This is a genomic window from Mycobacterium colombiense, assembly GCF_003284935.1.
Classification (GTDB): Bacteria; Actinomycetota; Actinomycetes; order Mycobacteriales; family Mycobacteriaceae; genus Mycobacterium; species Mycobacterium arosiense_A.
The window spans coordinates 62,414-87,018 of sequence record NZ_QMEV01000003.1 but is presented as its reverse complement, the minus strand read 5'-3'; the positions used below and the strand labels follow the sequence as shown (position 1 = coordinate 87,018).

The window sequence follows — 24,605 nt, the reverse complement described above, 5'->3', positions numbered from 1 at the left end:
TCCACGTGTTTCGTCGCCCCCCTGCTGTGCCGGTGTACCGGCCCGACATCTACACCCGCGCAGCCATCCTCGATCCCCACCCGCACTACCGCGCCTTGCGCGAACTAGGGCCCGTTGTGTGGCTGGCCCGCCACCGCCTCTATGCCCTGCCGCGCTACGCCGCATGCAAGGCCACCCTGCGCGACGACGGCCAGTTCCTCTCCGGACAGGGAGTCGCAGCCAACCCGCTGACCAACCGACTGTCGCGCGGCACCACCCTCAACAGCGACGGCGCCGACCATGACCGGCGCCGAAAACTCCTCGCGCACCGCATGATGCCCCGGGCCCTGCGTGCGCTCGGCGACGACATCGATGCCCAAGCCCGCGCCATCGTCGAGGTCGCCGTGCACCGGGAACGGGTGGACGCGGTCGCCGATCTCGCCACGGCCCTGCCGCTGGCCGTTGTGCCCGATCTGGTGGGTTGGCCTCGTGATCAACGAGCCCGGTTACTCGACTGGGGCGCAGCCACATTCGACGTCCTCGGACCGGCGAACCTGCAGGCGCTCAGGGCCGTACCACTCAGCCTACAAATGCTGCGCTTCGCCCGCCGCGTCGTACGCGACCGCAACGTGCTACCCGGCAGCATGGCCCATGAACTCCTCACTGCTGTCGACGAGGGCAACCTCGCCGTCGATGAAGTGCCGCCGCTGCTGATCGATTACATCGCCCCGTCCCTGGACACCACCATCAGCGCTATCTCTAATGCCATCTACCTGTTCGCCAAACACCCCGACCAATGGGAACTGCTCAAAAGCGATCCCGCTTTGATCCCCAACGCCGTCAACGAAGTCGTGCGCTACGAATCCCCGCTCCGCGCCTTCACCCGAAAGACATTGCACAGCACAGAGATCGAGGGGACGCCCATCGCTGCTGGCGCCCGGCTACTGGTCATTTACGCCTCAGCCAACCGTGACGAACGCGAATGGGATGCTCCCGACGTCTTCGACATCCGCAACGACGCTGGACGCCACGTCGGGTTCGGCAACGGCGCGCACGCCTGCGCCGGCCAAGCCCTTGCGCGGCTCGAGACCACCGCAATGCTCAAAGCCCTCACCGAGGCCGTCGAGCGCATCGAGATCGCCGCCGAGCCGACCTGGGCGATCAACAACATCATCCACCGCCACGAACACCTGCCGCTGCGGCTGATCGCGGCCTGAACTCGGCGGCGATGCCTCAGACTTCCCACTGACTTGTCGAAGTGCGCGGCCCCGCAGGGGGAGAGGCATTGCGCCGCCCTCCGGCTCAAGTGTCGACTGGGCGAGCGGGGACAGGCGAGAGGCGGGGGTCGACCCGCGCCATCAGTCAGTCCAGGGGGCCGAAGCAGCCGTTCAGCTTCGCTAGTGATGGTTTGCCGGAAAGGAACGTGCGCTCAGTGGCTCCGGTACCGATCTTGTCAGTTTAGGTTTCGATAGCTATCGACTACGCCGCGTAGTAGTGCTTGACTGGAAGCATGGGTGCAGACGCGTTGACATTGCCGATTCAGCCGCTGACTCACCGCGACGGTGGCCGCCGAGCGTTGCAGGTGACGCTCGGAGTACTTTCGCTGATCCCATTCCTGTCGGGGCTGGCGGGGATGGCCGTTGGCCCGAAAGCATTGCCGAGCGCACGCACGCCGGATCCGACCACCGATAGCGAGTACCGCTTCATAAGCGCCTTCTGGTTCGCCACTGCGCCGGTCATCTGGTCAGCCATACCGCGCATCGAACGACGGACCAGCCTCGTCCGTGGCCTGACTGCCGTCGTGTTCGCCGGCGGCCTGGCGCGCTTGGTCTCGTGGCGGACGACGGACCGTCCGCATCCGGTCTTCGTCGCGGCGATTGCGTTGGAGCTGTTCGGCATTCCGGCGGTGATGGCGTGGCAATCTCGGGTCGCGCACGCGAACAATTCACGAGACTGACGTACTCCCAGACTAGCAACGTCAATCCGTGATTCATCGGGTGAAAACGGTGGATCCTACTGGTAGCCCGCCATATTCGATCCCGCCATATTGATCCCGATGTGGAGTGGTGAATCGGCTGAAAGGCGGCCGGGGGGACGCTGCTGGTCTCGCAGCGCCACGGACAAACGCGGTTGGGGTGTGTACGGGCCACACCATTCGGCTGCCCAGATTCCGCGTTACATGTAACATGGTGGCATGGCAGTGAGGGACAGGGTCGGCGAGTACAGACGGCGGATGCGGGAGCGGGGCCTGCGGCCCCTGCAGGTCTGGGTGCCTGACGTGCGCACTGAGAGTTTTGCCGCCGAGGCGCATCGGCAGGCTTCGTTGGTCGCACGAGCGGACGAAAGCACCGATGACCAGGACTTCATTGAGGCAATCTCGACGCCATGGGACGAGGAGTGAACAGAGGGGAGATCTGGACCGTAGCGGGGGGTGTCTACGCGACCAAACCGCGTCCCGCGGTCATTGTTCAGGATGATCTCTTTGCCGCCACGAATTCAGTGACGGTTGCTCCGATGTCCAGCACGCTGTTGGACGCGCCGTTGATGCGCATCCGGATAGCCGGCGTAGACGGCCGGTTATCCGGACTTGATCACGACAGTGACGTGATGATCGACAAGCTCACAACAGTCAAAAGGTCGAACGTCCACACCCGAGTCGGCCGGCTGACAGCGGAGCAAGTCGTCGAGATCGAGCGAGCGATGATGGCATTCCTCGGCCTTGCGCGATAGGCGAGTGTCCGTTCCGGACGAGCTTGGATAAGGGGCAGGGTTGATGTCGCCCAGCGCAATGCGGCCTACCGGTAAAGCCGCATATTCGATTCCGTCGTATTCACCCCGTCGGGTACCCGCGTGGTGGGAGCGGTTGGCAGGATCGACGAAGGAAACCGTGTCGGGAGCGGCGATCGCGCGACGGTCTAGGGCTTGGGTTCAGCGAGTATCCGCTCCCACTGAGCACGTCCCCTGGGCGTTAGGCCGACGTCGCGAGTGTCGGGCCATTCCTCGATCTCGGTTATTGACTGTTCGCACCATTCGATGAGGCTGCGGTAGAAGTCGCCAATGAACGTAGACTGACGTTCGATGAGGTGAAGCCGATGCGGGAACGGGCCGCCCGTGTCGAGCAGTTCTTCGACGAGTGTTGTGCCCTTGGCATGCAATTCGCGAGCGTGGCGCGCGGTCGCTTCCAGGGCCGCGCGAAGCTCCTCTTTGGTGGCCTGGTCGCCGAGGAACAGCCTGAGGAACCCCTCGACTTCGAGCAGCGGCGCCGCTGGTTCGCTGCCGAACCACTCCTCAAGCGCCGCGCGGCCTTCCGGTGTGATGGTGTAGCGCGTGGCTTGTTTTCTGCGGCCGTCGACAACCTCGGCGGTGGCGTGTCCACGTTCGACTAAGCGCTTGAGCTCCGCGTACAGATGGGCATCCGATCGCGGCCAGAAGAAGTGCATGCCGCGTTTGATCTGCGCCACGATTTCGTAGGCGGTCCACGGCTTGATGCCCAACAGACCCAGGAGCGCGAACGATGTGGTGGTCGGCTGCGAGGTCATCCCTTGACAATACTCCATTATGGAGTAACTTACTTAATCTCCACACTGGAGTACGGAGGCGCAGATGAACGACACCGGATGCGTGGCACTCGTCGACACCACCAGGGACGAACTGCGGGAACGCATCGATGAGGCGCGGAAACGGTTCTATGGGGTGGCTCGCTCCGCGGATCCCCAGGCTCGGCGACGAGGGTTGGATTGGACGGTCCATCAGGTCATCGCCCACGTGCTCTGTGTCGCGCGCCGCTATCAGGCGATCGCCGAGGGGCGGGACTTCCGCCGCGCCCGCTACCCACGCGAGCTCGATCGGATCAACCACGAAGAGATGTTGGCGGCAATGGCACCAATTCCGGAGCTGCTTGACCAACTCTCGGCGCTCGAACCGGTGATAGACGCGTTCTTTGACAGCCTGCCCGATGACTACACGGCTGAGTTTCATTGCGGTGCCATGGTTTCCGGAGTAGTCGTGCAGATCAATTGGCTCTTCGACTTGATCCTGCACGGAGAGGACATCGCGCGATCGGTCGGTGTGCCCTGGGAGATCCGTGAGCGCGACATGTTGCTCCTGCTGCGCGAGGGCCTGGAGGTCGCGCCCGCATACCTCAGTGGGGCGATCGCCCCCACCACCGACATCTGCGTGGCTCTGCAGATCCCTGACGCTCGACCCTACGTGGTGCATGTTCATGACGGCATCGCGGAATCGCGCCCGCGCCGTCCGGGCGACCGGCCGGACGCTGTTGTAAAGGTGCCGGCGTCAACGATGATCACGCTGCTAATCCAACGCATCGGACCGTTCACTGCCGCGCTCCGGGGTCTACGCATCGTCGGGGGAAGACGGCCGTGGAAGGCGCTGAAGCTGCAATCTTGCTTCGAGCCTGTTTAGCCGGGTGCATCCTACGGAAGGACGGATTGATGGCGACGCGCGACGATCACGCCGAATCGGGATCGCGCATAGGCGCGATGACCGATGACCTGTATCAGCTGTATCTACGTGTAATGCGGCGCGTCGGCCACTATCACTGGTTCTCCCTGTTGATGAAACACGCTGGTTCACGAGTCGACCGGGCCTTGATCCGCGCGAGCCGTGGCCGACTGTCGCTAGGTGGACCCCATATGCCAACAATGTTGCTCACGACGCGAGGCAGACGAAGTGGCAAAGAGCGGACCGTTCCCCTGTTCTTTGTCCGCGACGGCAAGAATCTCGTCGCCGTATGCGAGAACTTCGGACTAGAAGCAACATCCAGTTGGCCAAGAAACCTGCTCGCCGACCCCAAGGCGCGCATCGAGATCAACGGCGCCACTACAAACTACCTTGCCCGCCCGGCCACAGAGGAAGAGGTCGCGCACAACATGCCAAGGCTCAACCAGATGTGGCCTGCGCACGACACCTACCTTCAGCGAAGCGGCACGCGTCACGTAATTGTCTTTGAGCCGGTCGATGCTGAGACGTGAAAAATGTTGTGCTTCAAATTGTTACGTGACGTATCGCGACCATGGTTGGGCGGCGAGTTCGGCGTGGCGTTGGGTAACTTGGTAGCTATAGCCGAGCAGTTCAGCCACGAGGGGAGGCGGTATTTCGGCGACCAGGTTCTGGAGCGCCGAGTTGCGTCCGCCTAGAAGGTTGACTCCTAGTTTCCGCAGTCGCAGCATGATCGATTGCGGGTCGAGGTGCGTGCCGGGGCGGTAGCCGGGGAACAGCCACGGGTTGGCCACCATGCCGCCGCCGGTGCGGAGGTTGGGCCGGTTGCGGAGGTGGTGGCTAAGCAGCCCAGCGAAGGGACCTGGGACAGGAATTGGTTCGGCGCCAAGGGATATGCGCATCTCGCGTGGGCTGGATACGACCGCCGTGGTCTTCAACGCCACGATTCTGGTTAGTGGTTGGGCGTAAAGCAGCAGCAGGGTGCCGGCAACACGATAGGGCAGCGATTCCGCTTCGCCGGTGAGGAGTTCTTTAAGCCAGGCCAGGCGCTGCTCTTGGGTCAGCGTGCGGGTGGTCTTGGCTTGTCGATGATCGATGACCACGGTGGTGTTGATCTTGCTTTTCTTGGCCCAGACGAAGAGGGTGCGGATCAGATGGCGTGTGGTGGGCCCGGAAGCGAGGTATTCGTCGACGTCTTGGTGACGGCAGGTGGCCGCGGTGCGGTGATGGGTGGCCTCCAGCCAGGTGAGGAACTTGATCGTCTCGGTGACCTCTTGTTTGGCGGCGCGTTTCGGGCCGTCATTGGCCTGACCGGGCGCGGAGTTGCGGCGTAGCCGGCGCAAGTGGTGCCATGTTGCGAATTGTTCAACGGGCGCTCTCACCGTGGGCGATGCAATGTTGTCGAGCTTGGCGGCCAGCCATGACTCGAAGCGGGCCAGGTGTTCGTCGCGGCGGGGCAGCAGGTCATGGTGTTCAAGCAGGCTGCGCAGGTGCGAGATGTGGCGGCCGCCCCCGGCCGCGTCGAGGCCCTCGTGGGTCAGCGGGATATTGCCGCTTGCGAGCGCCTTCAGGAGGGCCTGGACTGTGGGGGAGCGTTTCCAGGTGAGGATGCTTTCGGGTCGCTCAACGCCACAGAGGATTTCGACGATCGTGGCCATGGCGCCCGGGTCTACCGCGCCCTCGACGATCAAGGGTGTGAGGTCTTCGCGCAGGGCACAGCGTGCGCACTGTCGGCGTCGATACATTTCGCCTTCCGCGCCGCAGTTTCGGCAACGGTGGATGCCGGGGATGCCGGCGCACTTTAGGCATACCGGGCGCTGATCGGCGTGGTTGAGTCGGCCCGGCAGCACCCCGTCGTGTCCGCAGTGCGGGCAGATGCCGTGGGTGCGCATGGCGGTGTAGAAGCAGCTGTTGCAGAGTTGGTCGCCGGGCCAGTACACGCGCAACCGGTTGGCCATGCGCTCGCATCGGCTGCACCGAGATGCTCCGTTGGTGACTCGTGGTCGTCCTCGCGTGGTGGATCGCCGATTGGGATTAATCGGCATCGCGGATCACCCGCGCACGCCTTGGCCGTACCGACTTGTTCAGCTCGACGACGTTGGCGGAGGGCGTGGCGGTTGATGAGGCCGTTTTCTTGCGACGGATGTCGGTCGCGGTGACGGTGATGAGATCTTCGATTCCGCAACCGAAGATGTCACATAGGGCCGCCAAGAGTTGCACCGAAACCCGTTCGGGCCGTTGATGAACCACGCGATACACCTGCGGCCGCGACAGTTGAATGCCGCGCTCGGCCAGGCGGGGGATCAGGTCGGTGCTGTTGTGCATGCCGTGGGCGGCCATGATTTCGGCGAGCCGCCAGGTGTAATCGACTTGGCGTTTCATGAGGTCTCCTCGTCAGCGAGTGCCAGGGCGTCGTGGATGGTGGCGTCCAGTACGCGGCGCAGGGTACGGATGCGGTAGTCGCTGGACACACAGGTGTAAAGCGACGTGGTGCTGGCGTGCTCGTGGCCCAGCTGATGCTGCACGAACATCGGGTCCCAGCCGTCTTCGATCAGATGGGTGGCATACGAACGGCGTAGCGAGTGCAGATCCAGCCCGGGCGAGAATCCGAGAGTGTCGCAATAGCGGCGGAATCGGCGCAGCAGGGTGTCCTCGGCGACGAGCGCTCCACGCTCGCTGGGGAACAGATCGATCCCGTCGTCGATGTAGGGCTGTCCATGAGCGAGCCAGTCGGCGATCACTTCGGGCGTCCAATCGAACACGGTGAGCACGCTGCGGCGTTTGGGTGGCGAGCCCTTCTTGGCCTTGCCGTAGCGCACGTGAACCAGCCCGTAGCGACCGAATTCACGCGCGTGGGGATTGCCGGCGAAGTCTACGGTCTGAAGATGCCGTAGTTCGTTGAACCGCAGCCCGTACGAGTAGGCGAGTTTGAACATCACGGTGTCGCGGTAGGCCGGCAACCAGCCCTTGCGTCCGGAGGCGGCGATCAACGACACCTGGTCGTCGGCATGGTCGAAGAGCTCCTGCAGCTCCTGTTTGGCGAAGGCACGCTTTTGCGGCGCCTGTTCATTGTCTTGGACGTGCGCGGCGGTGTTCCACTCGAAGAACACCTGGGCCGGGTGCGTCCCGAAGCGCTGCTCGCACACCCGATCCCAGCCATAGTCCGGATCGGAGACGTAGGAACAGAACAGCCGTAGCGCGTTTTGGTACCCACGGATCGTTGACTGCCTGCACCTCTGGATTGAGCGCAGATCGCCGAAGAACTCCTCAACCATTGCCGGCGTCCAGGTCCACGGGAACTCATTGGTGTAGGAGAGGAACCGCTCGACAAGCCGGATCCGTTGGTCGATCGTGTCGTGCGCAAGGTTGCGGCACAGTTGCTGGTTGCGCCACCCCTCGAGCATCTCCGACACGGTCTGCGTCTCCGGGTGCAGCAGCGGAACTGAGCCCACAACGTAGAAGCGGCCACTCTTGTCGACAGGCAAAACGGCCTCCAACCCGTCTCATCTGATGAATCATTGATTCGTCTGATGAATCATTACAACATTGCACCAGGTCAACGCCAGGCACTCGCGGCGGCTCGTCGTGCGTGTCACGGTCGGACATCCCGGCATATCCAACCGAACCCACCGCGAAATACTCCAAACCCGCTGCTCGGAGGCGTTTTCCACGCCCGTTCAGGCCGCGGGCCGTGAAGTTGGACGGGGAAAGTGATTGATTCATCTGTTGCAATATGCGGTATTTTACTTGACATAATGTCGCTTATCGGCGTTGATGAACGCCGAGTTCGGGGCGCTCGTATCGATGACCAGGTGTTTTACTCCTTGCGGCCCTACGCGCTTCGCTCGCCCTCTCGCCGGGACTTGCTCCTATGCGGGACGACGATCACTGGCGCCGGGCCGGCGGACTCGTCGCGGCGATAGCAGACGCGGGCACTGGCCGGACGGGTCAGCCGCGGGCGTGACACGCGGTCGCTTACCCCTCTCGCCATCCCGTCGACAGCGGGATCAATACGTCACTGTGACGAATATCTGTGCACCGCAAGCACTTCGCAGATTTCGCCCAGGCGCTTGCCCGCCTCCCGTCGAGCCTTCCCTATCCAAACGCCGGGGCGGTAAGGCAATAGGCGCTCGACGGCTGCACCGAACCCGGGGCATCCCCAGTCCCCTCCCCGCTACTTGCCATGACGGATACGTCACTGTGACGAATAGCGGTGCTGCGCAGCGTCATTGAGCTCCGGTGCCGGACCGGACTCCGATTGGCTACCGCGTGGGGCGCGTGCGGCGATGGGTGTCGGTCGACCAGAGATGACCGCAGTCCGAGCACTGCAGGTGCACCAGTGTGCCTCTGTTGCTCAGAAGGTACTGCCAGTGTGTATCGCAGTTACGGGTGCTTCGGCAATCGCCACAGTTGACGCGGTGATCGCAGCGCGGACAGGGCAGCCACGCGCGGCGGGCACGGTCGGCGGTCGGATCAATCGGTAGCACGAGCGGCCGTCCGTTCGGGCAGCACGCCGGCGCGGACCAGTTCGTCGTAGACCCGTTGCTGCTCGTCGTCCAGGTTCGAGTACAACATGTCGTAGGCCTGGTCTTCCTCGGCGAGCACGGCGATGGGGTCCCAGTCGTCACCCATCGCTTCGACCATTGCGCTGCGCCGGCGCGCCTCGTCGAGGGTCAGGTCATAGGCGAAGTTGAGGTCGGCCATAACGCTCCCAGCCGTTAGATTTGCAAACGAATGGCCAGGATGACCCGATTAACGTCGGCCTGACTATGACCCCCGTCACTGTCATCGGTTGATGTTCGTCACACCCGGCGCGCGCGCACGAGCGCAGGCACTCCAGCAGACATCCGAGACGACGATGCGGATCCACACGCCCGGACTGGCCGCAGGCCCCCTCTCCCCTTCCCTGCCGCCTATCGTCGACAATACGTCACTGTGACGAATATCTCTGCCGGACAGCGCTTTTGATGAACCGCTCGCCGGCACTTCGTGGCGAACGCATTGTGACAGCGTGGCGTCCGGCGATCCAAGCCGTCCTTTGCTGGCCAGTCAGTTCGTCGCCGACGGTACCGTTGTCCACACGAATGATCGGCGTATCGCCGGACCGTAGATGACAAGTCAACGACGAGAGGACGAGATGCGACTGCAGAATTCCGAACACCAGGAACTGCGCAGGTTATACGAGTCATACCTCGATGCGTGCAACGCACACGACTTCGACAGAATGGCGAGCTTCTACACTCCGCAGATTCGGGTTAACGACGTAGCGATGGATCCGTCTACCGTCGCGGCGCAATTCGAACCGATCGTGTCGGCGTTTCCTGACTGGCATTGGGACGTACGAAACATCGCGATCGATCGAGACCTGATCTCACTCCACTTCACGGTGACCGGCACGCACAAAGGCACGTTCGAGGGGATTGCGCCGACCGGGCGCCGAGTCTCCATTACCGAGTTCACCCTCTACCGGGTGGAAGACGGCAAGTTCGCCTACGTTTGGGATCTTGCAGACATGGCTGCAATACGCCAGCAGATTGAGATCTAGCTGTATGAGGCCGCAGCGTCGATGACACCTGTGGCGACCAACAGGCTGTCCCCGTGCCCATCGTCGACAATACGTCACTGTGATGAATATTCCTGCAGTGCAGCGCTTTTGATCACGCACCGAGTTTCAACAGTCTGACGACGGCCTCAAGCGCTGTGCGGCGGAAAATACATCTCTTGCCTCACCGTGCACACCAACCCGCCGTCGCGGTTGAACATGGCCCCACTCGCCAGTGCCAGCGAACCGGCGCTACTCGGTGACGAACGGTCGTAGAGAAGCCAATCCGACAACGCCGCCGGGCCGTGAAACCACACCGAATGGTCTCGTTGAGCTGACGCCCCCACACCACCGCGCGCGGCATACGCCGGCTCCGTCAACGTCACCGCCGACAGGTAGGCCACCAGGCTGGCGGTCAACACGGGATCGTCGGGGACCTGCCCGTCGGGTCGCCACCACATCGGCGCGCGTGCGGGCGGGGCTGCCTCGGTGTCGATGATCCGGCGCTCGAACCAGCGCAGGCTTGCCCACCGCCCTTGGGCGCCCTCGTCGGACTCCGCCAGATGCGGTGCAACCCACGGCAGGGACTCGGGGTTGGCGGCCGCCGGCATGGGCGGTTGGTATACGACGTGAGCAGGCGCGAAATCGGTGATTTTGAACGAAGACATCGCTTCCATCAGAATCTTGCCCTCTTGGCGCGCCGTCACCCGTCGCGCCGAAAACGTCCGGCCCTCTTGTAGATCGACGACCTCGAAGTCCACCGGGCGACGCGAATCGCCGGGCCGCAGAAAGTACGTGTGGACGCTGTGCGGTGCGCGACCCGGCGCGGTGTGGCTCGCCGCCAACAAAGCCTGAGCGGAGATGTGCCCGCCCAGAATGTGGTTGGCCGGCGCGGGCAACTGCTGCCCGACGAAGAGCCACTGGTCGACCCTCTCGAGCTCCATGGTGGCGAGCACGTCGCCCAGCGAAGATGACATCGACACGTATCTTGCCGGATCGTTTCTCACGCACCCAGTCGCCGGTACCGCTCAAGCCGCCGCAACGCTTGTGCCGATGCCGGTCCCGACGCAGGCTGGGTTGTCTTGTCGAGTCGTGCACGGACGGCCGGGATGTCGAGATGCATCCCGATGGCCACCAGGCAATTGGCCATGTCTCCCCGCGGCGCCTTCCCGATGTGGATTCCGCTGCCCACCAGGTTGACGACGTAGTCCCGAACGGTCGTGCGGTGCCGCACCGCCACGACGCCTTTCAACCGGAACACCTGCGGCGGCGGCTCTTCGAGAAGGTCGAACAGTGCATCGGGATCCACGCAACCGGAGCTGCTGACGGTGACGGCATCGGCGTGGACATGGTCGCGGTCGTGCTCGGGCGCCAGGTCCAAGAACGAGAGTTGCCCCACCCGACCGGACGTGGCCGAGGCGTCGAACAGCAGCTCGGGGTCTATCCGCCCGCCCGTGGTGCCGACGACATGCACGCGCGGGTTGCGTTGTGCCGCCCGTTTCGTGACGCGTTGCAGCAGCGCCGGCCGCTCGTCCTCGGGAATCTGGTCGAGCTTGTTGACCACGATCAGCGACGCCGCGCCGTAGCGCACAGGCGGCAACGTGCCGCGGTCGACGGTGCCGAAGTGGTTCACGGCATCGACGACGTCGACAACCCCGCCCGGCCGTATCCCGCGTATCTCGCTGAAGCCGATGAGCCGCGCGATCGCCACCGGGTCGGCCAGACCGCTGGCCTCGACGACGATGGCATCGAGGCGGCGCGCGGGGTCGGCGAGCTTGATGAGTGCCTCATCGAGCCCACCGCCGTCGGGCAGGCAACAGATGCAGCCTCCGGCGATGGAGGCCGGCTCGTCGACCTGACCTGCCACCAGACCGGCGTCGATGTTGATATCGCCGAAGTCGTTGACCACCACGCCGATTCGCGTGCCCGGATGGCCCAAGAGGTGGTTGAGCAGCGTCGTCTTGCCGGCCCCGAGGTGACCGGTGAGCGCGATGACGGGGATCGCAGCCAAGGCCTCACCTCCACATCGAGTCCGGACAGTCGATGCTAACCGCCGCACGGCTCACCCTCTGCGTCCAGGTACGACGGCACACGCCCTGCCGCTCGGTGTGATCCGGTCGCATAACAGAGCAATTGCTCTGTTATGGTGGACGCATGCCACGTCCGCGCATGCATGATCCCGACGTCGTGCTGGACGCCGTCGAGGAACTGGTAGCGCGGTCGGGCCCGACCGCGGTGACCATCCGAGCCATCGGCGACGCGGTCGGTGTGTCCAATGGCGCTGTGTACCACACGTTTACCTCACGCGGCGGGTTGATGGGCCAGGCTTGGCTGCGGGCGGGTAGGCGCTTCTTGGCGGTGCAGGCTTCGCTGGTCGACGAGGCGATGGCCGGCGACGGCCCGGGCGGCCCCATCGACGCCGTGGTGGCTGCCGCCGATGCGGCGGTGGTATTCACCGAGCGGCACCCCGGCTCGTCGGCGCTCGTGTTGCGGGTGCGGCGCGAGGATGTGCTCGCCGACGATCTTCCCGACGATGTCGCCGGTGAGCTGCGACGTCTCGACAGGCTGCTCGTCGCGTTGCTGGTGCGCCTTGCCGTCGCGGTGTGGGACCGCAAGGACTCGGCGGCGGTGGACACGATAACCAGTTGCGTCGTCGACCTGCCCACCGCGCTGCTGCTGCGCCGCGACCGACTCGGGAGCGCCACCACCCGCGCGCAGTTAAACGCTGCCGTGCGCGCGGTACTCGCCGTAGGACCCCCTCCGCCGCGACAACGGCGCGGCTGACCAAACATCGCAAGTATCAACGCAACTCAAGAGGAACCACATGACCGTGACATTGGACTACACCGACAAAATCGCCATCGTTCACCTGGGCGAAGACGAAAACCGTTTCACCCCAGAATTTCTGGACGACATCGATCAGGCACTCGACCAGGCCATCGCCGACGGCGCCCAGGGCCTGATCACCACCGCCGGCGGAAAGTTCTACTCCAATGGCCTGGATCTGGAATGGCTGGGCTCCCACCCCGACCGAGGGCAGTGGTACATCGGCCGGGTGCACCGACTGCTGGCACGCATGCTCACCCTGCCCCTGCCCACCGCGGCCGCAGTGGTGGGTCACGCGTTCGGCGCCGGCGCGATGTTGGCGATCGCGCATGACTTTCGCGTGATGCGCGCCGACCGCGGATACTTCTGCTTTCCCGAGGTCGATATCCGTATCCCGTTCAACCCCGGCATGGCCGCGCTCATCCAGGCCAAACTCACGCCTCGCGCCGCGGTCGCCTCGATGACCACCGGCCGGCGCTTCAGTGGCCCCGACGCGGAAGAACTCGGCATCGTCGACGCCAGCCGCCCGGAGGGTGCGGTCACCGAGGCGGCCCTCGACGTGCTGCGACCGCTGCAGGGCAAGGATCCCGGCACGCTGGGAGCGATAAAGCAGACCATGTTCGACCGCGCGGTGCGCGCGCTCACCGACGACGAAGACGGTTCGCAATAACCGCTCCTGGACACTGAGTTCGTTCCTGTATGGTCAGCGATGTCTGCCGGCGCAAGGGAATAGAGGGCTTCGGATGGCAAAAAGGCCCCCGGACAACGACTTCACGTCCCCGCACGTCTTGGATCCCGGCCTTCGCACGGTGGCGCGATTCGTGCCGCGCGGCTATGCCCTGCACCGTGGTCTGAAGTTTCAGCGCGCCGTCATGAACCTGATGGGCAATGCGGGGCGCCTCCGCACGGTGCCGGTCGCCGCGGTCAACCAGCACGTCAGCGTTCGCCTGCATCGTCCCGCCGGCCTTCCCGGCCGTGCGCCCGCCCTGCTGTGGATCCACGGCGGCGGCACCATCATGGGTCACGCGGCACAGGACGATAAGTACCTGCGCAAGCTGTCTGCGCGCACCGGATTTGCGATTGCGGCGGTGGACCACCGGTTGGCCCCCGAACACCCCTACCCAATCCCGGTCGAAGACTGCTACGCGGCCCTGCTGTGGCTGGCCCGCCAGCCGTGGGTGGACCCGGATCGAGTCGCCATCGCAGGAGCCAGCGCCGGCGGCCATTTTGCGGCCGCGGTCGCCCAGCGGGCGCATGACCGCAACGATGTCCAGCTCGCCTTTCAGATGCTGGTCTATCCGATGCTCGACGACCGGACCGGCGCCAAGCGCGACGGCGCCCGGCGCATCATGTGGACCGAATCCGACAATCAACTGGCCTGGCAGTGGTACCTCAACGGGGCAGATCCCGCAGAGGCGGCACCGGCTCGTCGCAAGGATCTGTCGGGGCTGCCGCCCGCCTGGATCGGCGTGGGCACGCTGGACCTCTTCTACCAGGAAAGCCTGGAATACGCCCGGCGCCTGCGCGAGGCGGGAGTGCGGGTGCAGGAGGAAATCGTTCCCGGCGCCTTCCATGCGTTCGATCAGATCGCCGAGAAGGCACCGATATCGACGAGGTTCTTCGAGAGCCAGTGCGATTATCTGCGGGGCGCATTTGCGCCCAGCGGATGACCGTCGCCATTGAGCGCCTCATGCTCGAATTACCTAGCGCAGCAACGCCTTATGCTGTGATACTGTGCCCCGCCGCACGTCGCTTCGGTCAATGAGCTCGGTCGGCCACACTTTGCTGCCGGACTTGACAGGGCGAGGCCGCCGACCCCGAACGCGGCACCTTTTGAGTGCAAAGTGTGCACAACGTGCAACTATAGGGGTATGGCCAATCCCGTAGGGCTACGAGAGCGCCGTCGCCGCCAGACGAGCGCCGACATCCGCGATGCCGCGGTGCGCCTCACGCTGGAACGCGGCTTCGACAAGGTCACCGTCGACGAGATCTGCGCCGAAGCCGGAATCGCCACCCGCACGTTCTTCAACTACTTCCCCAACAAAGAATCCGCGCTTGCCTACGGCCCGTCGGACATACCGCCGGAGTTGGTGGCGGATTTCGTCGCCGCCGGGCCGGCCCCCTACTCGGTGGTGCTGGCGGAGCTGATCACCCTGGCCGCCCACCACCTGCGCGACGTGCCGCCGCGCCGCGAACACGCGGCCCACATGCTGGAACTCGCCAAGACCTCCCCCGCCGTGTTGGCGGCATTCCTCGCCGACTTGGAGCGATTTCAGAATCAGTTGACCGACATCATCGTGCGTCGCCAGGCAATGCAACCCGACGACGAGATGGCGGCGCTGATCTCGGCGCTGGCGCTGACAGCGGTACGGTCCGGCATCGAGAGGTGGGCCAGCGGCGAGGCAAATGAAACCGCCGACACGCCGATGCCCTATGTTGAGCGTGCCGCGGCGCTGGTCAACAGCATCTTCACAAAGTGACCTGAAACACCAATAGCAAATGTTGCATGCACTGCAAGATATGCACATCATGTACTATGCGCTGGTGGCGATACGCGGGGAGGCTTCAGCAACAAGGCGAGCCGGGTATCGACGCCGGGGACGTCAACCGGTGTGGGTGGGCAGCATTCACCGCGCTTGACGCTCCAGCGCGCGCGAACCGTAGGACTCGACGAACTTCGTTGTTAAGCAATGCGACTGGTGGGCACTCACCTGCCCACTACCTCTGGTCGCGCAAACGCTGATCCGCGTCACGACCGCGTGGCGGGGAAGGGATCACCTAGGTGCAGATTTCGAGACTTGTGCGCAACGCCTGGTTGCCGCTGTTGATCGTGGCGGTCGTGGTGGTCGGCGGCTTCGCGGTCGTTCGGGTCAAATCGTTTTTCGGCGCCCAAGACACCGGCATCATGACCAGCCCGCGGCTCGATGACTCGAAGCCGTTCAAGCCCAAGGTCGTCAAATACGAGGTCTTCGGCTCGGCCAGCCAGGCCAACGTCAACTACTTGGACCTGTCCGCCGACCCGAAGCGCGTCGATGGCGCACCGCTGCCGTGGACGCTGGTCCTGAGCACCACCGCCCCCTCGGTCTTCCCGAACCTGTCCGCGCAAAGCGACGGCAATTCGCTCGGCTGCCGCATCACCATCGATGACGAAGTCAAGGCCGAGAACATCACCCACGGCGTGCACGCCCTGACCTTCTGCTTGGTGAAATCCGCATGAGCACAACGATCGACGACACCCGCACCGACGCCATCCCCGTCGTCAAAGAACCCGTGCACGACAAAATTCCCCGGCTCATCCGCACGTTGGCCGTGCCGATCATCATCGGATGGATCGCGCTCATCGCGGTGCTCAACGTCGCCGTCCCCCAGCTGGACGAGGTCGGCAAGATGCGTTCGGTGTCCATGGCACCCGACGATGCGCAATCGGTGGTCGCGACCAAGCGGATGGGCGCGATCTTCAACGAGTACAAATCCAACAGCTCGGTGATGATCGTCCTGGAGGGCCAGAATCCTCTCGGCGCCGACGCGCACGCCTACTACGACCAGATGGTGCGGAAGCTCGACGCCGACACCAAACACGTTGAGCACGTTCAGGATATGTGGAGCGATCCGCTGACCGGGGCCGGCGCGCAGAGCAACGACGGTAAGGCCGCCTACGTCCAGGTCTACCTCGCCGGTAACCAGGGCGAAGCGCTGGCCAACGAGTCGGTGGAATCCGTCCAGAACATCGTGAAGAGCGTGCAGCCCCCCAAGGGGGTCAAGGCCTACGTCACCGGCCCCGCGGCCCTCTCGGCGGACCAACACGAGGCAGGCGACCGCAGCCTGCAGCTCATCACATTGGCCACCTTCACCGTGATCATCGGCATGCTGCTGCTGGTCTATCGCTCGGTCATCACGGTGCTGCTGACGCTGGTGATGGTGGTGCTCGAGCTGTCGGCCGCGCGCGGCATGGTGGCTTTCCTCGGCTACTTCAACCTCATTGGGCTCTCGACGTTCGCCACCAACCTGTTGGTCACGTTGGGAATCGCGGCCGCCACCGACTACGCGATCTTCCTCATAGGCCGATATCAAGAAGCCCGCGCCATCGGTGAGACGCGCGAAGAGGCGTACTACACCATGTACAAGGGCACCGCCCACGTGGTGCTCGGTTCGGGTTTAACGATCGCCGGCGCGACATTCTGCCTGCACTTCACCAACCTGCCGTACTTCCAGACGCTGGGTATTCCGCTGGCCATCGGCATGGTGGTGGTGGTCGCGGCGGCGTTGACGCTCGGTGCGGCCGTCATCGCGGTGGCCACACGTTTCGGCAAGACCCTCGAACCCAGACGCACACAACGGATTCGCGGGTGGCGCAAGATCGGCGCGCTCGTCGTCCGCTGGCCCGGCCCGATCCTGGTGGTGACGATTGGCGTCGCGCTGGTGGGCTTGCTGACCCTGCCGGGCTATCGCACCAACTACAACGACCGCAATTACCTGCCCGCCGATCTGCCCGCGAACGAGGGTTACGCGGCCGCGGACCGACACTTCTCGCAGGCGCGAATGAACCCGGAAGTGTTGATGATCGAAAGCGATCACGATCTGCGCAACTCCGCGGACTTCTTGGTGATCGACAAGATCGCCAAGACCGTCTTCCGGGTGCCGGGAATCGGCCGCGTGCAAGCCATCACCCGCCCGCAGGGCACGCCGATCGAGCACACCTCGATCCCCTTCCAGATCAGCATGCAGGGTGTGACCCAGCAGATGAACCAGAAGTACCAGGAAGATCAGATGGCCGACATGCTGCATCAGGCCGACATGATGCAGACGACCATCGAGAGCATGCAGAAGATGCAGAGCATCACGGCGCAAATGACCAATGACATGCATCAGATGGTCAAGAAGATGCATGACATGACGATCGACATCAACGAATTGCGCGATCACATGGCGGATTTCGAGGATTTCTTCCGCCCGATCCGCAGCTACCTCTACTGGGAAAAGCACTGCTACGACATCCCGGTGTGCTGGTCGCTGCGCTCGGTCTTCGACGGGCTGGACGGCATCGACACGATGACCGACGACATCGAGAGCCTGTTGCCGATCATGGATCATCTCGACACGCTGATGCCGCAGATGGTGGCGCTGATGCCGTCGATGATCGAAAACATGAAGGCCATGAAAACGACGATGCTGACCATGTATTCGACCCAGAAGGGTCTGCAGGATCAGCAGAACGAGGCCCAGAAGAACTCCAACGCCATGGGCAAGGCCTTCGACGCCTCCAAGAACGACGACTCGTTCTACCTGCCGCCGGAGACGTTCAACAACGCCGAGTTCAAGAAGGGCATGAAGAACTTCATCTCCCCCGACGGGCACGCCGTGCGGTTCATCATCAGCCATGACGGCGATCCGATGTCACAGGAGGGCATTTCGCACATCCCGTTGATCAAGAAGGCCGCCTACGAAGCGCTGAAAGGCACGCCGCTGGAGGGTTCGAAGATCTATCTCGCGGGGACCGCGTCGATCTACAAGGACCTCAGCGACGGCAACACCTACGACCTGTTGATCGCCGGGATCTCGTCACTGTGCCTGATTTTCATCATCATGCTGATCATCACCCGAGGCGTGGTGGCGTCGGCGGTGATCGTGGGAACCGTCTTGCTGTCGCTGGGCGCGTCCTTCGGGCTCTCGGTCCTGATCTGGCAGCACCTGATCGGCATCGAGTTGCACTGGATGGTGCTCGCGATGTCGGTCATCATCCTGCTGGCCGTCGGTGCCGACTACAACCTGCTACTGGTGGCGCGGTTCAAAGAGGAGATCCACGCCGGGCTGAACACCGGCATCATCCGGTCGATGGGCGGCACCGGCTCGGTGGTGACATCGGCGGGACTGGTGTTCGCCTTCACGATGATGACCATGGCGGTCAGCGAGCTGACGGTCATCGGCCAGGTCGGTACCACGATCGGACTGGGTCTGCTGTTCGACACCTTGATCGTGCGGTCGTTGATGACACCGTCGATCGCCGCGCTGCTGGGCAAGTGGTTCTGGTGGCCGCAACGGGTGCGCCAACGCCCGGTTCCCTCGCCGTGGCCCAAGCCGGCCAAGGACGACGAACTGGCAACCGCCGCTAGGTAACCCAGTCCGGCTGGGCGTCGGTCTCGACGTTGGAGAAGTCCTTGTGTCCGAGGCCGGCGGTCGTGCCGCCGTCCACCACGAACTCCGCGCCGGTGGAGTAGCTGGACTCGTCGCTGGCCAGGTAGACCACCAGGTTGGAGACCTCCACGGGCTGGGCGGCCCGGCCCAGCGCGGTCTGGAAGATGTCGTCGGGAACCCAGTCGGTCATCGGGGTCTTGATGAGCCCGGGATGGATTGAGTTGACCCGGATTCCGCTCGGACCCAACTCCAGGGCGGCCGACTTCGTCAGTCCCCGCACGGCGAATTTGGTTGCGGTGTAACCGTGGCAGGCGATGGTGCCGGCCATGCCTTCGATCGAGGAGATGTTGATGATCGATCCCCGGCCCGCTTCCTTCATGGGTTTGACCACGGCGCGGATGCCGAGAAACACGCCCGTCAGGTTGATGTCGAGGATGCGCTGCCACTCCGAGAGCGCGTAATCCTCCAGGGTGCCGATGTTGATGATGCCGGCGTTGTTGACCAGCACGTCGATGCGACCGAACTCGCTCAGCGCCGTGGCCACCGCCGCGTCCCAATCCTCGGGCTTGGTGACGTCGAGGTGCAGGTAGCGGGCGGCGTCACCGACCTCGGACGCGACCGCCTTGCCCTCGTCGTCGAGGATGTCACCGAAGACGACCTTGGCCCCCTCGGCGACCAGCGACCGCACGTGCGATGCGCCCATGCCCCGGGCGCCGCCACTGATCAGGGCGACCTTTCCCGCCAACCGTTCTGCCACCGCGCTTCTCCTGTCGTATGGGTTCGTCTATGCACCATACGTACCGGAGGCTATGTATGGCCATACATAGCCGTTGCCAAAACGGCGCGGACACACCGGGACTAGGCCGGAAGCACCCTGCCGGTCAGGAGTCGTACGCCCGCAGCAGCGCCCGCGTGCGAGCCCGGCCCTCCGGCGACGGATCGAACGCCGCGGCGACGTATTCGTCGACGCCCGCGGCACTCAGTTCGTCGAGCCGGCCGCGGACCGTGTCCTCGTCGCCGATGATGGCGGCATCCTCCGGGCCCGCATAGCCCTCGCGGTCGAGCATCGCGCGATACGACGGCAGCTGGCCATAGATGGCGAATTGTTCGGCCGCGTGCTTGCGGGCGGCGTCGACGTCGTCGGTGACGCAGACGGGCAACGACGCCGCGACACGCACCTCGCCCTCGCGCCCGGCATCAGCGGCCGCCTGGCGCAGCGTTGGGCCGACGTGCTCGGCCAGCGTCGTGGGTCCGGTCATCCAGGTGCACGTACCCGAGGTCCGCCGGCCCGCGAGTTTGAGCATTTGGGGACCCAGCGCCGCGATGTAGACGTCGGGCCTGGGCGCACCCGAAATCATCAGCGCGCCGCGCGTGGTCACCGTCTCCCCCGTCGCGTCGGCGCGTTCACCGGCCAGCAGGGGCAGTAGCCCGTCGAGAAATTCGTTCAGCCTGCGCACCGGCTTGTCCCACGGGATGCCCCACATGCCCTCGGTGACCGCCTGGTGAGTCATGCCGAGCCCGAGCGTGAACCGGCCGCCCGAGGCAAGGCTTACCGTCAGCGCGCGCTGCGCCATCTGCATCGGATGCTGATTTTGGATCGGCACCACACCGCTGGCCACCTCGATCGTGTCGACCTCGCGCAGGGCGATGGCCAGGATGGTGAGAAGGTCCGGCTCGTAAGGTAATTGGCTCATCCACAGGCGTTTGAAGCCTTCATCGCGAAGCATCGCGAGGTTGGCGATGGTCGCGTCGATCGGCGATTCGCTGCCCGTTCCGCTGAGTTGCCCGAACATACTGACCTGCATGACCACACGCTCCTCTGCGTCGGCTTCGGCGGCGGGAAGGTTGCCGTCGTTCAACTCTACGGCCAGGTCTTGCGCCAATCCCCATCGCCGGGTGTCACCGAACGAACCAACCTCAGGACGGCCGGGCCACGATCACCGGCATGCGAATGGAGTGCACGACGGCATTGCTCACCGAGCCCAGCAGTACACCGGTCAGACAACCGCGGCCGTGGCTGCCCACGACGGTCAGCTGTGCGGTCTCTGACTGCTCGATCAGCTGCCGAGCCGGCCGGTCGCCCACGACGATTCGGTGCACGGTGACGTCGGGGTAGCGTTCCCGCCAGCCCGCCAGCCGTTCGGACAGACTCCGTTCCGCTTCCGCCTTCACTGCCGACCAGTCCACTCCGGGAAGCCCGAGAATTCCCGTGTCGCTCCACGCATGAACCGCCTTGAGCTCGACTCCTCGCCGGGACGCTTCGTCGAAGGCGATGGTCGTGGCGAGTTCGGAGGCCGGCGAGCCATCGATGCCAACCAGGACGGGCGCCTGCGCGGGGTACGGCATCAAGGGGTCTTCGTCGTGGATGACGGCAACCGGACAGCTGGCGCGCCGCACGATGCCGGAACTGACCGAACCGAGTACTCCCCGACCAATCGCCCCGCGCCCATAGGATCCGACCACGACCATGATTGCCTCTTCCGACATCCTGGACAGCGTCGGCGTCGGGGGCCCGTGCCACAGTTCGCTTGCGATGTCGATGTTCCGGCTTGTCCTAGTGGCGTCTTCGGCGATCTTGACCGCCTCTTGCAGCAGCCAGCGGCCATCGTCCTCCTGCCACGCCAGCGCTTCGGACGCCATAGGCACCTGCGGCCAGACCGTCGTGGCGTTGACCATGTGGACCAGGGTCAACGGAATATTGCGCATCGCCGCGTCACGCGCCGCCCAGCACACAGCGAAATTCGACGCCGGCGATCCGTCGACTCCGACGACGGCGCCATGGCGCTTTGTGGATGCAGTCATGTCGATCTCCTAGTTCATCCACCACGCTATTGCCCAAACTAGGCCCGGTCATGAGCCTTTCGTCCCCAACCGGGTGGACCAGAGACCTTCGACGCGCAACCGACTCCTGGGCCGAACCGGATTGCCGGCGAGGCCAGAAGTCGCCAAATCGGTTCGATACGCCAGTCTTTCAGCGCGCACTGCCGTCAGGCCGCAACGGAGCCGGCCTTGAGATCGCGGACTTCAGCCGGCCGCCCAGTCCTTCGCGCGCTCCAGGTCGTCGAGCCCGAACACCGCGAGCTCGCCGGGGACCATCCAGGCGAGCGCGTGGACGGTGTGGGCGACCCATTCCTTGTCCGATACGACCGCGATTCGCTTGAAGGCCGAATGATGGGTCAAGACGGTACCCAACCCCAGCTTGAGATCCTCGACCAAGCCACCGGGACCGAAGCCCTCGTAATCGGACGCGATGACCTCGACGATCCTGACCTCACCGGTCTTCACCGTCTCCTCGAGGACGGGCCTGATCTCGCGCAGTTCATCGCCGCGCAGCCGGCCCGACACGCGGATTCCGGTCACGCCGTCCGGCATGTTCGGCAGCACCTCGATCATCGATTGCTCCTTTCCGCACGCTCTTTAGCATGTACGCGACGGCGTAGGCTGCCTAGTGCCGTAAGTCCCTAGGGCGCTTGCCATGTGGCCGCGGGCCGTCCAGGGCCGGCTCAGCCGACGATGTCGAAGATCGCCGCGGCGGAGGTGACCGCCTTGTCACCGTTACCCTCGTCGTGCAGCAGCATGCGCACGCCGACGCGACCGGAACCGCCCGGGTGGGCGGTGCCCGCCACCCGGAAGGGACCCACCTTGCCGCGCGACATAAACATGACGTGCCAACTGACCACCTGCAGCTTCCTCGTTCCCGCGACCGCCGCGGCGAGGTCGATCGCCGCGGTCTCGAGAACGACGTGCTGGGGTCCGATGTGGAGCGCGGCATCCGGTGACGCGAGTTCGGTGCTCAGCTCGGGAAGTACCCAGTGGCCGTCGTCGCGCCGGCTGGCACCGAAGGCCTGCCACAGCGGCGGTAGGTCGGCGGAGTCCTCGATCACCAGCTCGGTACCCGAAACGTCCATCCGGTCCAGGCCTTCCGGCGGGATGCCGATGATCGCGCCCTGCCCCTCGTTGAAGGCGATGACCCGGCTGGGGTTGTCGGCATCGACGATCGTGCAGCGGCCGTAGCCCATGGTGCGGCCCTGGTGCACGATGCCCGATCCGACGATCTCGATCCTGGTGACGTCGTATCCGGGATCGACGATCTGTACCGACGCGATCACCGGATTGGGCACCGCGACCATGTCTGTCTGGCAGCCCTCCGGGGAGGAAATGGCCAACGGCGCCACCATGATTCCACCCGCATCGTTGCGCATGTCGCGGCGGATGGCGACGATGTCATCGGTCTCGCCCAGATTCATCGAGGAGTGCTTGCGACCGATGTAACGGTAGCTCAACAGTCCCGTCCAACGCCGGTACAGTTCCTCGCGGTAGGCGTCGGAATCACCCATCAACTCTCGGATGTCACGAAGTTGACCGCCCAATTCTGTTCGCCTCCTTACCTTTTGCCGCGCCGCACCTGGTTGAAGGGCACGCCGCGGTCGTCGGCGCGCTCGCGCGGGAAGTTCAGCACCCGCTCGCCGATCACGTTGCGCGCCATCTCGGTGGTGCCGCCGCCGATGCTGGCGGTCTGCCGTCCCAGATAGCGCGTCCCGATATCGACCAACCCGCCCTCGTCGTCAACCACGGCCGCCGGGCCCGCCACGGCCAGCGCGGTATCGGTCTCGACGTCGTGCACCTCGGCCATGTACAGCCGGATGATCGACCCGGCGGCGGGTGGCAGGGATCCGCCGGCCACGGCGTGAAAGACGTGTTCACTGAGCTGGCCATGCACGGCCCGGTGCACCAGCGCCCGGCCGACCATCTCCTCGAGTCGCTGGTTGCCGGCCTGGTCAGTCTTATCCAGCAGCGTTATCAGGTCGACCGAAACATCGTGGGCCTCAGCGATTCCCGGCCCGCTGGTGTACTCCGACCCGTCCCCCATCGTGCGCCGCTCGTGGTAGAGCTGTCGCGACGCGACGTCCCATCCCTTGCCCGGTTCGCCGACGACGGCGTCGTCGCCCACGTCGACGTCGTCGAAGAACTCCTCGCAGAATTCGATGGATCCGTTGACCTGCTGGATGCGGTTGATGGTGACGCCGGGATGGTGCAACGGCACCAGGAACATCGTCAGCCCATCGTGTTTGGGCACCTCCCAGTTGGTCCTGGCCAGGCACAGGCCGTAGTCGGCGGCGAACGCCCACGTGCTCCAGGTCTTGGCGCCGTTGATGATCCATCGTCCGTCGCGGCGCTCGGCGCGGGTGATGACGCCCGCCAGATCCGATCCGCCATTGGGTTCGGACAGCAGCTGCACCAGCACCTCGTCGCCGCGCAACGCGGCCGCGATGTGCGCGCGCTTCTGCTCCTCGCTGCCCATGTCGAGAATCGTTGCGCAGCAGATGGCGAACGACGGGACGTTGAGCAGGAGCGGAGTCTCGTATCCCTGGGACTCGATGTCGAACGCCTTTTTGTATTCGTAGCCCAGTCCGAGCCCGCCATACTCGCGCGGGAAACAGATCCCGGCGAATCCGCCGTCCCACAGCAACTTTTGCAGCTCGCGAGCCCGGTGCCAGGACGGCAACGCATCGCGCTCCAGCTGCGCCGCCTTGGCGGGGTCGAGTCGTGGCATCGTCGCGGCGAGCCAGGCCCTGGCCCGGCTCCGAAATTCCTTGACCGACTCGGAAGTCACACCGATGGCCTCTCGTTCGAGCGTCGACCTTGTGCTGGGCGACTGTACAGCACC

General features: G+C 64.5%; 26 protein-coding genes. 13 read left to right on the top strand and 13 right to left on the bottom strand.

Annotation, left to right across the window (positions count from 1 at the left end; translation table 11 throughout):
- Positions 1–5 precede the first annotated feature (5 nt).
- The 4 genes from DQP57_RS02420 (at position 6) to DQP57_RS02405 (ending at position 2,709) form a co-directional block, all read left to right on the top strand.
- Positions 6–1,196, top strand: coding sequence for a cytochrome P450 (locus DQP57_RS02420; protein ID WP_240631651.1), 1,191 nt, complete (start codon positions 6–8; stop codon positions 1,194–1,196).
- 293 nt (positions 1,197–1,489) lie between these two features.
- Positions 1,490–1,936: a DUF4345 domain-containing protein gene (locus DQP57_RS02415; protein ID WP_112631374.1), complete on the top strand. Its 447-nt coding sequence runs from the start codon at positions 1,490–1,492 to the stop codon at positions 1,934–1,936.
- A 237-nt stretch (positions 1,937–2,173) separates the two neighbouring features.
- On the top strand, positions 2,174–2,380 hold the full coding sequence (locus DQP57_RS02410) for an antitoxin MazE-like protein (protein WP_007771025.1): 207 nt from the start codon (positions 2,174–2,176) through the stop codon (positions 2,378–2,380).
- A complete protein-coding gene (locus DQP57_RS02405) occupies positions 2,377–2,709 on the top strand; it encodes a type II toxin-antitoxin system PemK/MazF family toxin (protein WP_112631372.1) in 333 nt (110 codons plus the stop codon). Before DQP57_RS02410 ends, DQP57_RS02405 begins: the two co-directional genes overlap by 4 nt.
- A 185-nt stretch (positions 2,710–2,894) precedes the next feature.
- On the opposite strand, the gene DQP57_RS02400 is transcribed toward DQP57_RS02405, so the two are convergent.
- Entirely contained in the window at positions 2,895–3,518 is a 624-nt protein-coding gene (locus DQP57_RS02400; RefSeq protein WP_112631370.1) for a PadR family transcriptional regulator, read from the bottom strand.
- Between the two features lie 64 nt (positions 3,519–3,582).
- On the opposite strand from DQP57_RS02400, the gene DQP57_RS02395 reads away from it, so the two are divergent.
- Both DQP57_RS02395 and DQP57_RS02390 read left to right on the top strand, forming a co-directional pair.
- Positions 3,583–4,401 carry a maleylpyruvate isomerase N-terminal domain-containing protein gene (locus DQP57_RS02395; protein ID WP_112631368.1) on the top strand — a complete coding sequence of 273 codons (819 nt, stop codon included), beginning with the start codon at positions 3,583–3,585 and terminating at the stop codon, positions 4,399–4,401.
- Between the two features lie 29 nt (positions 4,402–4,430).
- Positions 4,431–4,970 (top strand): nitroreductase/quinone reductase family protein, encoded by a 540-nt coding sequence (locus DQP57_RS02390; RefSeq protein ID WP_205869009.1) that lies wholly within the window; start codon positions 4,431–4,433, stop codon positions 4,968–4,970.
- Positions 4,971–4,991: 21 nt separating this feature from the next.
- Here the strand turns inward: DQP57_RS02390 and DQP57_RS02385 are convergent, their stop codons facing one another.
- The 4 genes from DQP57_RS02385 to DQP57_RS02365 all read right to left on the bottom strand — a co-directional run bounded on the left by DQP57_RS02385 (position 4,992) and on the right by DQP57_RS02365 (position 9,141).
- Positions 4,992–6,395, bottom strand: coding sequence for a hypothetical protein (locus DQP57_RS02385; protein WP_112631366.1), 1,404 nt, complete (start codon positions 6,393–6,395; stop codon positions 4,992–4,994).
- Between the two features lie 76 nt (positions 6,396–6,471).
- Positions 6,472–6,819 carry a helix-turn-helix domain-containing protein gene (locus DQP57_RS02380; protein ID WP_112631364.1) on the bottom strand — a complete coding sequence of 116 codons (348 nt, stop codon included), beginning with the start codon at positions 6,817–6,819 and terminating at the stop codon, positions 6,472–6,474.
- A complete protein-coding gene (locus tag DQP57_RS02375; protein ID WP_205869007.1) occupies positions 6,816–7,922 on the bottom strand; it encodes a tyrosine-type recombinase/integrase in 1,107 nt (368 codons plus the stop codon). The genes DQP57_RS02380 and DQP57_RS02375 overlap by 4 nt, the downstream gene beginning before the upstream one ends.
- A 988-nt stretch (positions 7,923–8,910) precedes the next feature.
- Positions 8,911–9,141 (bottom strand): DUF6400 family protein, encoded by a 231-nt coding sequence (locus DQP57_RS02365; RefSeq protein WP_112631360.1) that lies wholly within the window; start codon positions 9,139–9,141, stop codon positions 8,911–8,913.
- A gap of 433 nt (positions 9,142–9,574) precedes the next feature.
- Here DQP57_RS02365 and DQP57_RS02360 point away from each other — a divergent pair, with 433 nt between their 5' ends.
- Positions 9,575–9,982: an ester cyclase gene (locus DQP57_RS02360; protein ID WP_165821733.1), complete on the top strand. Its 408-nt coding sequence runs from the start codon at positions 9,575–9,577 to the stop codon at positions 9,980–9,982.
- A gap of 146 nt (positions 9,983–10,128) precedes the next feature.
- On the opposite strand, the gene DQP57_RS02355 is transcribed toward DQP57_RS02360, so the two are convergent.
- The gene (locus DQP57_RS02355) at positions 10,129–10,956 is read right to left on the bottom strand and encodes an acyl-CoA thioesterase (RefSeq protein WP_112631356.1); all 828 of its coding nucleotides are present in this window, start codon (positions 10,954–10,956) and stop codon (positions 10,129–10,131) included.
- Between the two features lie 26 nt (positions 10,957–10,982).
- A complete protein-coding gene (locus tag DQP57_RS02350; protein ID WP_112631354.1) occupies positions 10,983–11,990 on the bottom strand; it encodes a CobW family GTP-binding protein in 1,008 nt (335 codons plus the stop codon).
- A gap of 143 nt (positions 11,991–12,133) precedes the next feature.
- Here DQP57_RS02350 and DQP57_RS02345 point away from each other — a divergent pair, with 143 nt between their 5' ends.
- From DQP57_RS02345 to DQP57_RS02320, 6 genes are all read left to right on the top strand, one after another.
- Positions 12,134–12,763: a TetR/AcrR family transcriptional regulator gene (locus DQP57_RS02345; protein ID WP_112631352.1), complete on the top strand. Its 630-nt coding sequence runs from the start codon at positions 12,134–12,136 to the stop codon at positions 12,761–12,763.
- A 40-nt stretch (positions 12,764–12,803) separates the two neighbouring features.
- Entirely contained in the window at positions 12,804–13,475 is a 672-nt protein-coding gene (locus DQP57_RS02340) for an enoyl-CoA hydratase-related protein (protein ID WP_112631350.1), read from the top strand.
- Between the two features lie 73 nt (positions 13,476–13,548).
- Positions 13,549–14,475, top strand: a complete 927-nt coding sequence (locus tag DQP57_RS02335) for an alpha/beta hydrolase (protein WP_112631348.1) — start codon at positions 13,549–13,551, stop codon at positions 14,473–14,475.
- A gap of 201 nt (positions 14,476–14,676) precedes the next feature.
- A complete protein-coding gene (locus tag DQP57_RS02330; protein WP_112631346.1) occupies positions 14,677–15,285 on the top strand; it encodes a TetR family transcriptional regulator in 609 nt (202 codons plus the stop codon).
- A gap of 302 nt (positions 15,286–15,587) precedes the next feature.
- On the top strand, positions 15,588–16,022 hold the full coding sequence (locus DQP57_RS02325; protein ID WP_276310810.1) for an MmpS family transport accessory protein: 435 nt from the start codon (positions 15,588–15,590) through the stop codon (positions 16,020–16,022).
- Complete coding sequence (locus DQP57_RS02320) at positions 16,019–18,919, top strand: RND family transporter (RefSeq protein WP_112631342.1); 2,901 nt, start codon at positions 16,019–16,021, stop codon at positions 18,917–18,919. The genes DQP57_RS02325 and DQP57_RS02320 overlap by 4 nt, the downstream gene beginning before the upstream one ends.
- Here DQP57_RS02320 and DQP57_RS02315 read toward each other — a convergent pair.
- From DQP57_RS02315 to DQP57_RS02290, 6 genes are all read right to left on the bottom strand, one after another.
- Positions 18,912–19,694, bottom strand: coding sequence for an SDR family oxidoreductase (locus tag DQP57_RS02315; RefSeq protein WP_112631340.1), 783 nt, complete (start codon positions 19,692–19,694; stop codon positions 18,912–18,914). The genes DQP57_RS02320 and DQP57_RS02315 overlap by 8 nt on opposite strands.
- A gap of 124 nt (positions 19,695–19,818) precedes the next feature.
- Positions 19,819–20,742 carry a TIGR03564 family F420-dependent LLM class oxidoreductase gene (locus DQP57_RS02310; protein WP_112631544.1) on the bottom strand — a complete coding sequence of 308 codons (924 nt, stop codon included), beginning with the start codon at positions 20,740–20,742 and terminating at the stop codon, positions 19,819–19,821.
- Between the two features lie 112 nt (positions 20,743–20,854).
- Complete coding sequence (locus DQP57_RS02305) at positions 20,855–21,739, bottom strand: universal stress protein (protein ID WP_112631338.1); 885 nt, start codon at positions 21,737–21,739, stop codon at positions 20,855–20,857.
- 222 nt (positions 21,740–21,961) lie between these two features.
- Entirely contained in the window at positions 21,962–22,330 is a 369-nt protein-coding gene (locus DQP57_RS02300) for an STAS/SEC14 domain-containing protein (protein ID WP_112631336.1), read from the bottom strand.
- 110 nt (positions 22,331–22,440) lie between these two features.
- Positions 22,441–23,307, bottom strand: a complete 867-nt coding sequence (locus DQP57_RS02295) for a hypothetical protein (RefSeq protein ID WP_112631334.1) — start codon at positions 23,305–23,307, stop codon at positions 22,441–22,443.
- Positions 23,308–23,321: 14 nt separating this feature from the next.
- Entirely contained in the window at positions 23,322–24,551 is a 1,230-nt protein-coding gene (locus DQP57_RS02290; protein WP_112631332.1) for an acyl-CoA dehydrogenase family protein, read from the bottom strand.
- Positions 24,552–24,605 lie beyond the last annotated feature (54 nt).

Coding starts and splice junctions, on each gene's coding strand:
- DQP57_RS02415 (WP_112631374.1), top strand. CDS start 1,490: ATGGGTGCAGACGCGTTGACATTGCCGATTCAGCCGCTGACTCACCGC.
- DQP57_RS02410 (WP_007771025.1), top strand. CDS start 2,174: ATGGCAGTGAGGGACAGGGTCGGCGAGTACAGACGGCGGATGCGGGAG.
- DQP57_RS02400 (WP_112631370.1), bottom strand. CDS start 3,518: ATGACCTCGCAGCCGACCACCACATCGTTCGCGCTCCTGGGTCTGTTG.
- DQP57_RS02395 (WP_112631368.1), top strand. CDS start 3,583: ATGAACGACACCGGATGCGTGGCACTCGTCGACACCACCAGGGACGAA.
- DQP57_RS02390 (WP_205869009.1), top strand. CDS start 4,431: ATGGCGACGCGCGACGATCACGCCGAATCGGGATCGCGCATAGGCGCG.
- DQP57_RS02385 (WP_112631366.1), bottom strand. CDS start 6,395: ATGGCCAACCGGTTGCGCGTGTACTGGCCCGGCGACCAACTCTGCAAC.
- DQP57_RS02380 (WP_112631364.1), bottom strand. CDS start 6,819: ATGAAACGCCAAGTCGATTACACCTGGCGGCTCGCCGAAATCATGGCC.
- DQP57_RS02365 (WP_112631360.1), bottom strand. CDS start 9,141: ATGGCCGACCTCAACTTCGCCTATGACCTGACCCTCGACGAGGCGCGC.
- DQP57_RS02360 (WP_165821733.1), top strand. CDS start 9,575: ATGCGACTGCAGAATTCCGAACACCAGGAACTGCGCAGGTTATACGAG.
- DQP57_RS02355 (WP_112631356.1), bottom strand. CDS start 10,956: ATGTCATCTTCGCTGGGCGACGTGCTCGCCACCATGGAGCTCGAGAGG.
- DQP57_RS02345 (WP_112631352.1), top strand. CDS start 12,134: ATGCCACGTCCGCGCATGCATGATCCCGACGTCGTGCTGGACGCCGTC.
- DQP57_RS02340 (WP_112631350.1), top strand. CDS start 12,804: ATGACCGTGACATTGGACTACACCGACAAAATCGCCATCGTTCACCTG.
- DQP57_RS02335 (WP_112631348.1), top strand. CDS start 13,549: ATGGCAAAAAGGCCCCCGGACAACGACTTCACGTCCCCGCACGTCTTG.
- DQP57_RS02330 (WP_112631346.1), top strand. CDS start 14,677: ATGGCCAATCCCGTAGGGCTACGAGAGCGCCGTCGCCGCCAGACGAGC.
- DQP57_RS02320 (WP_112631342.1), top strand. CDS start 16,019: ATGAGCACAACGATCGACGACACCCGCACCGACGCCATCCCCGTCGTC.
- DQP57_RS02310 (WP_112631544.1), bottom strand. CDS start 20,742: ATGCAGGTCAGTATGTTCGGGCAACTCAGCGGAACGGGCAGCGAATCG.
- DQP57_RS02305 (WP_112631338.1), bottom strand. CDS start 21,739: ATGACTGCATCCACAAAGCGCCATGGCGCCGTCGTCGGAGTCGACGGA.
- DQP57_RS02300 (WP_112631336.1), bottom strand. CDS start 22,330: ATGATCGAGGTGCTGCCGAACATGCCGGACGGCGTGACCGGAATCCGC.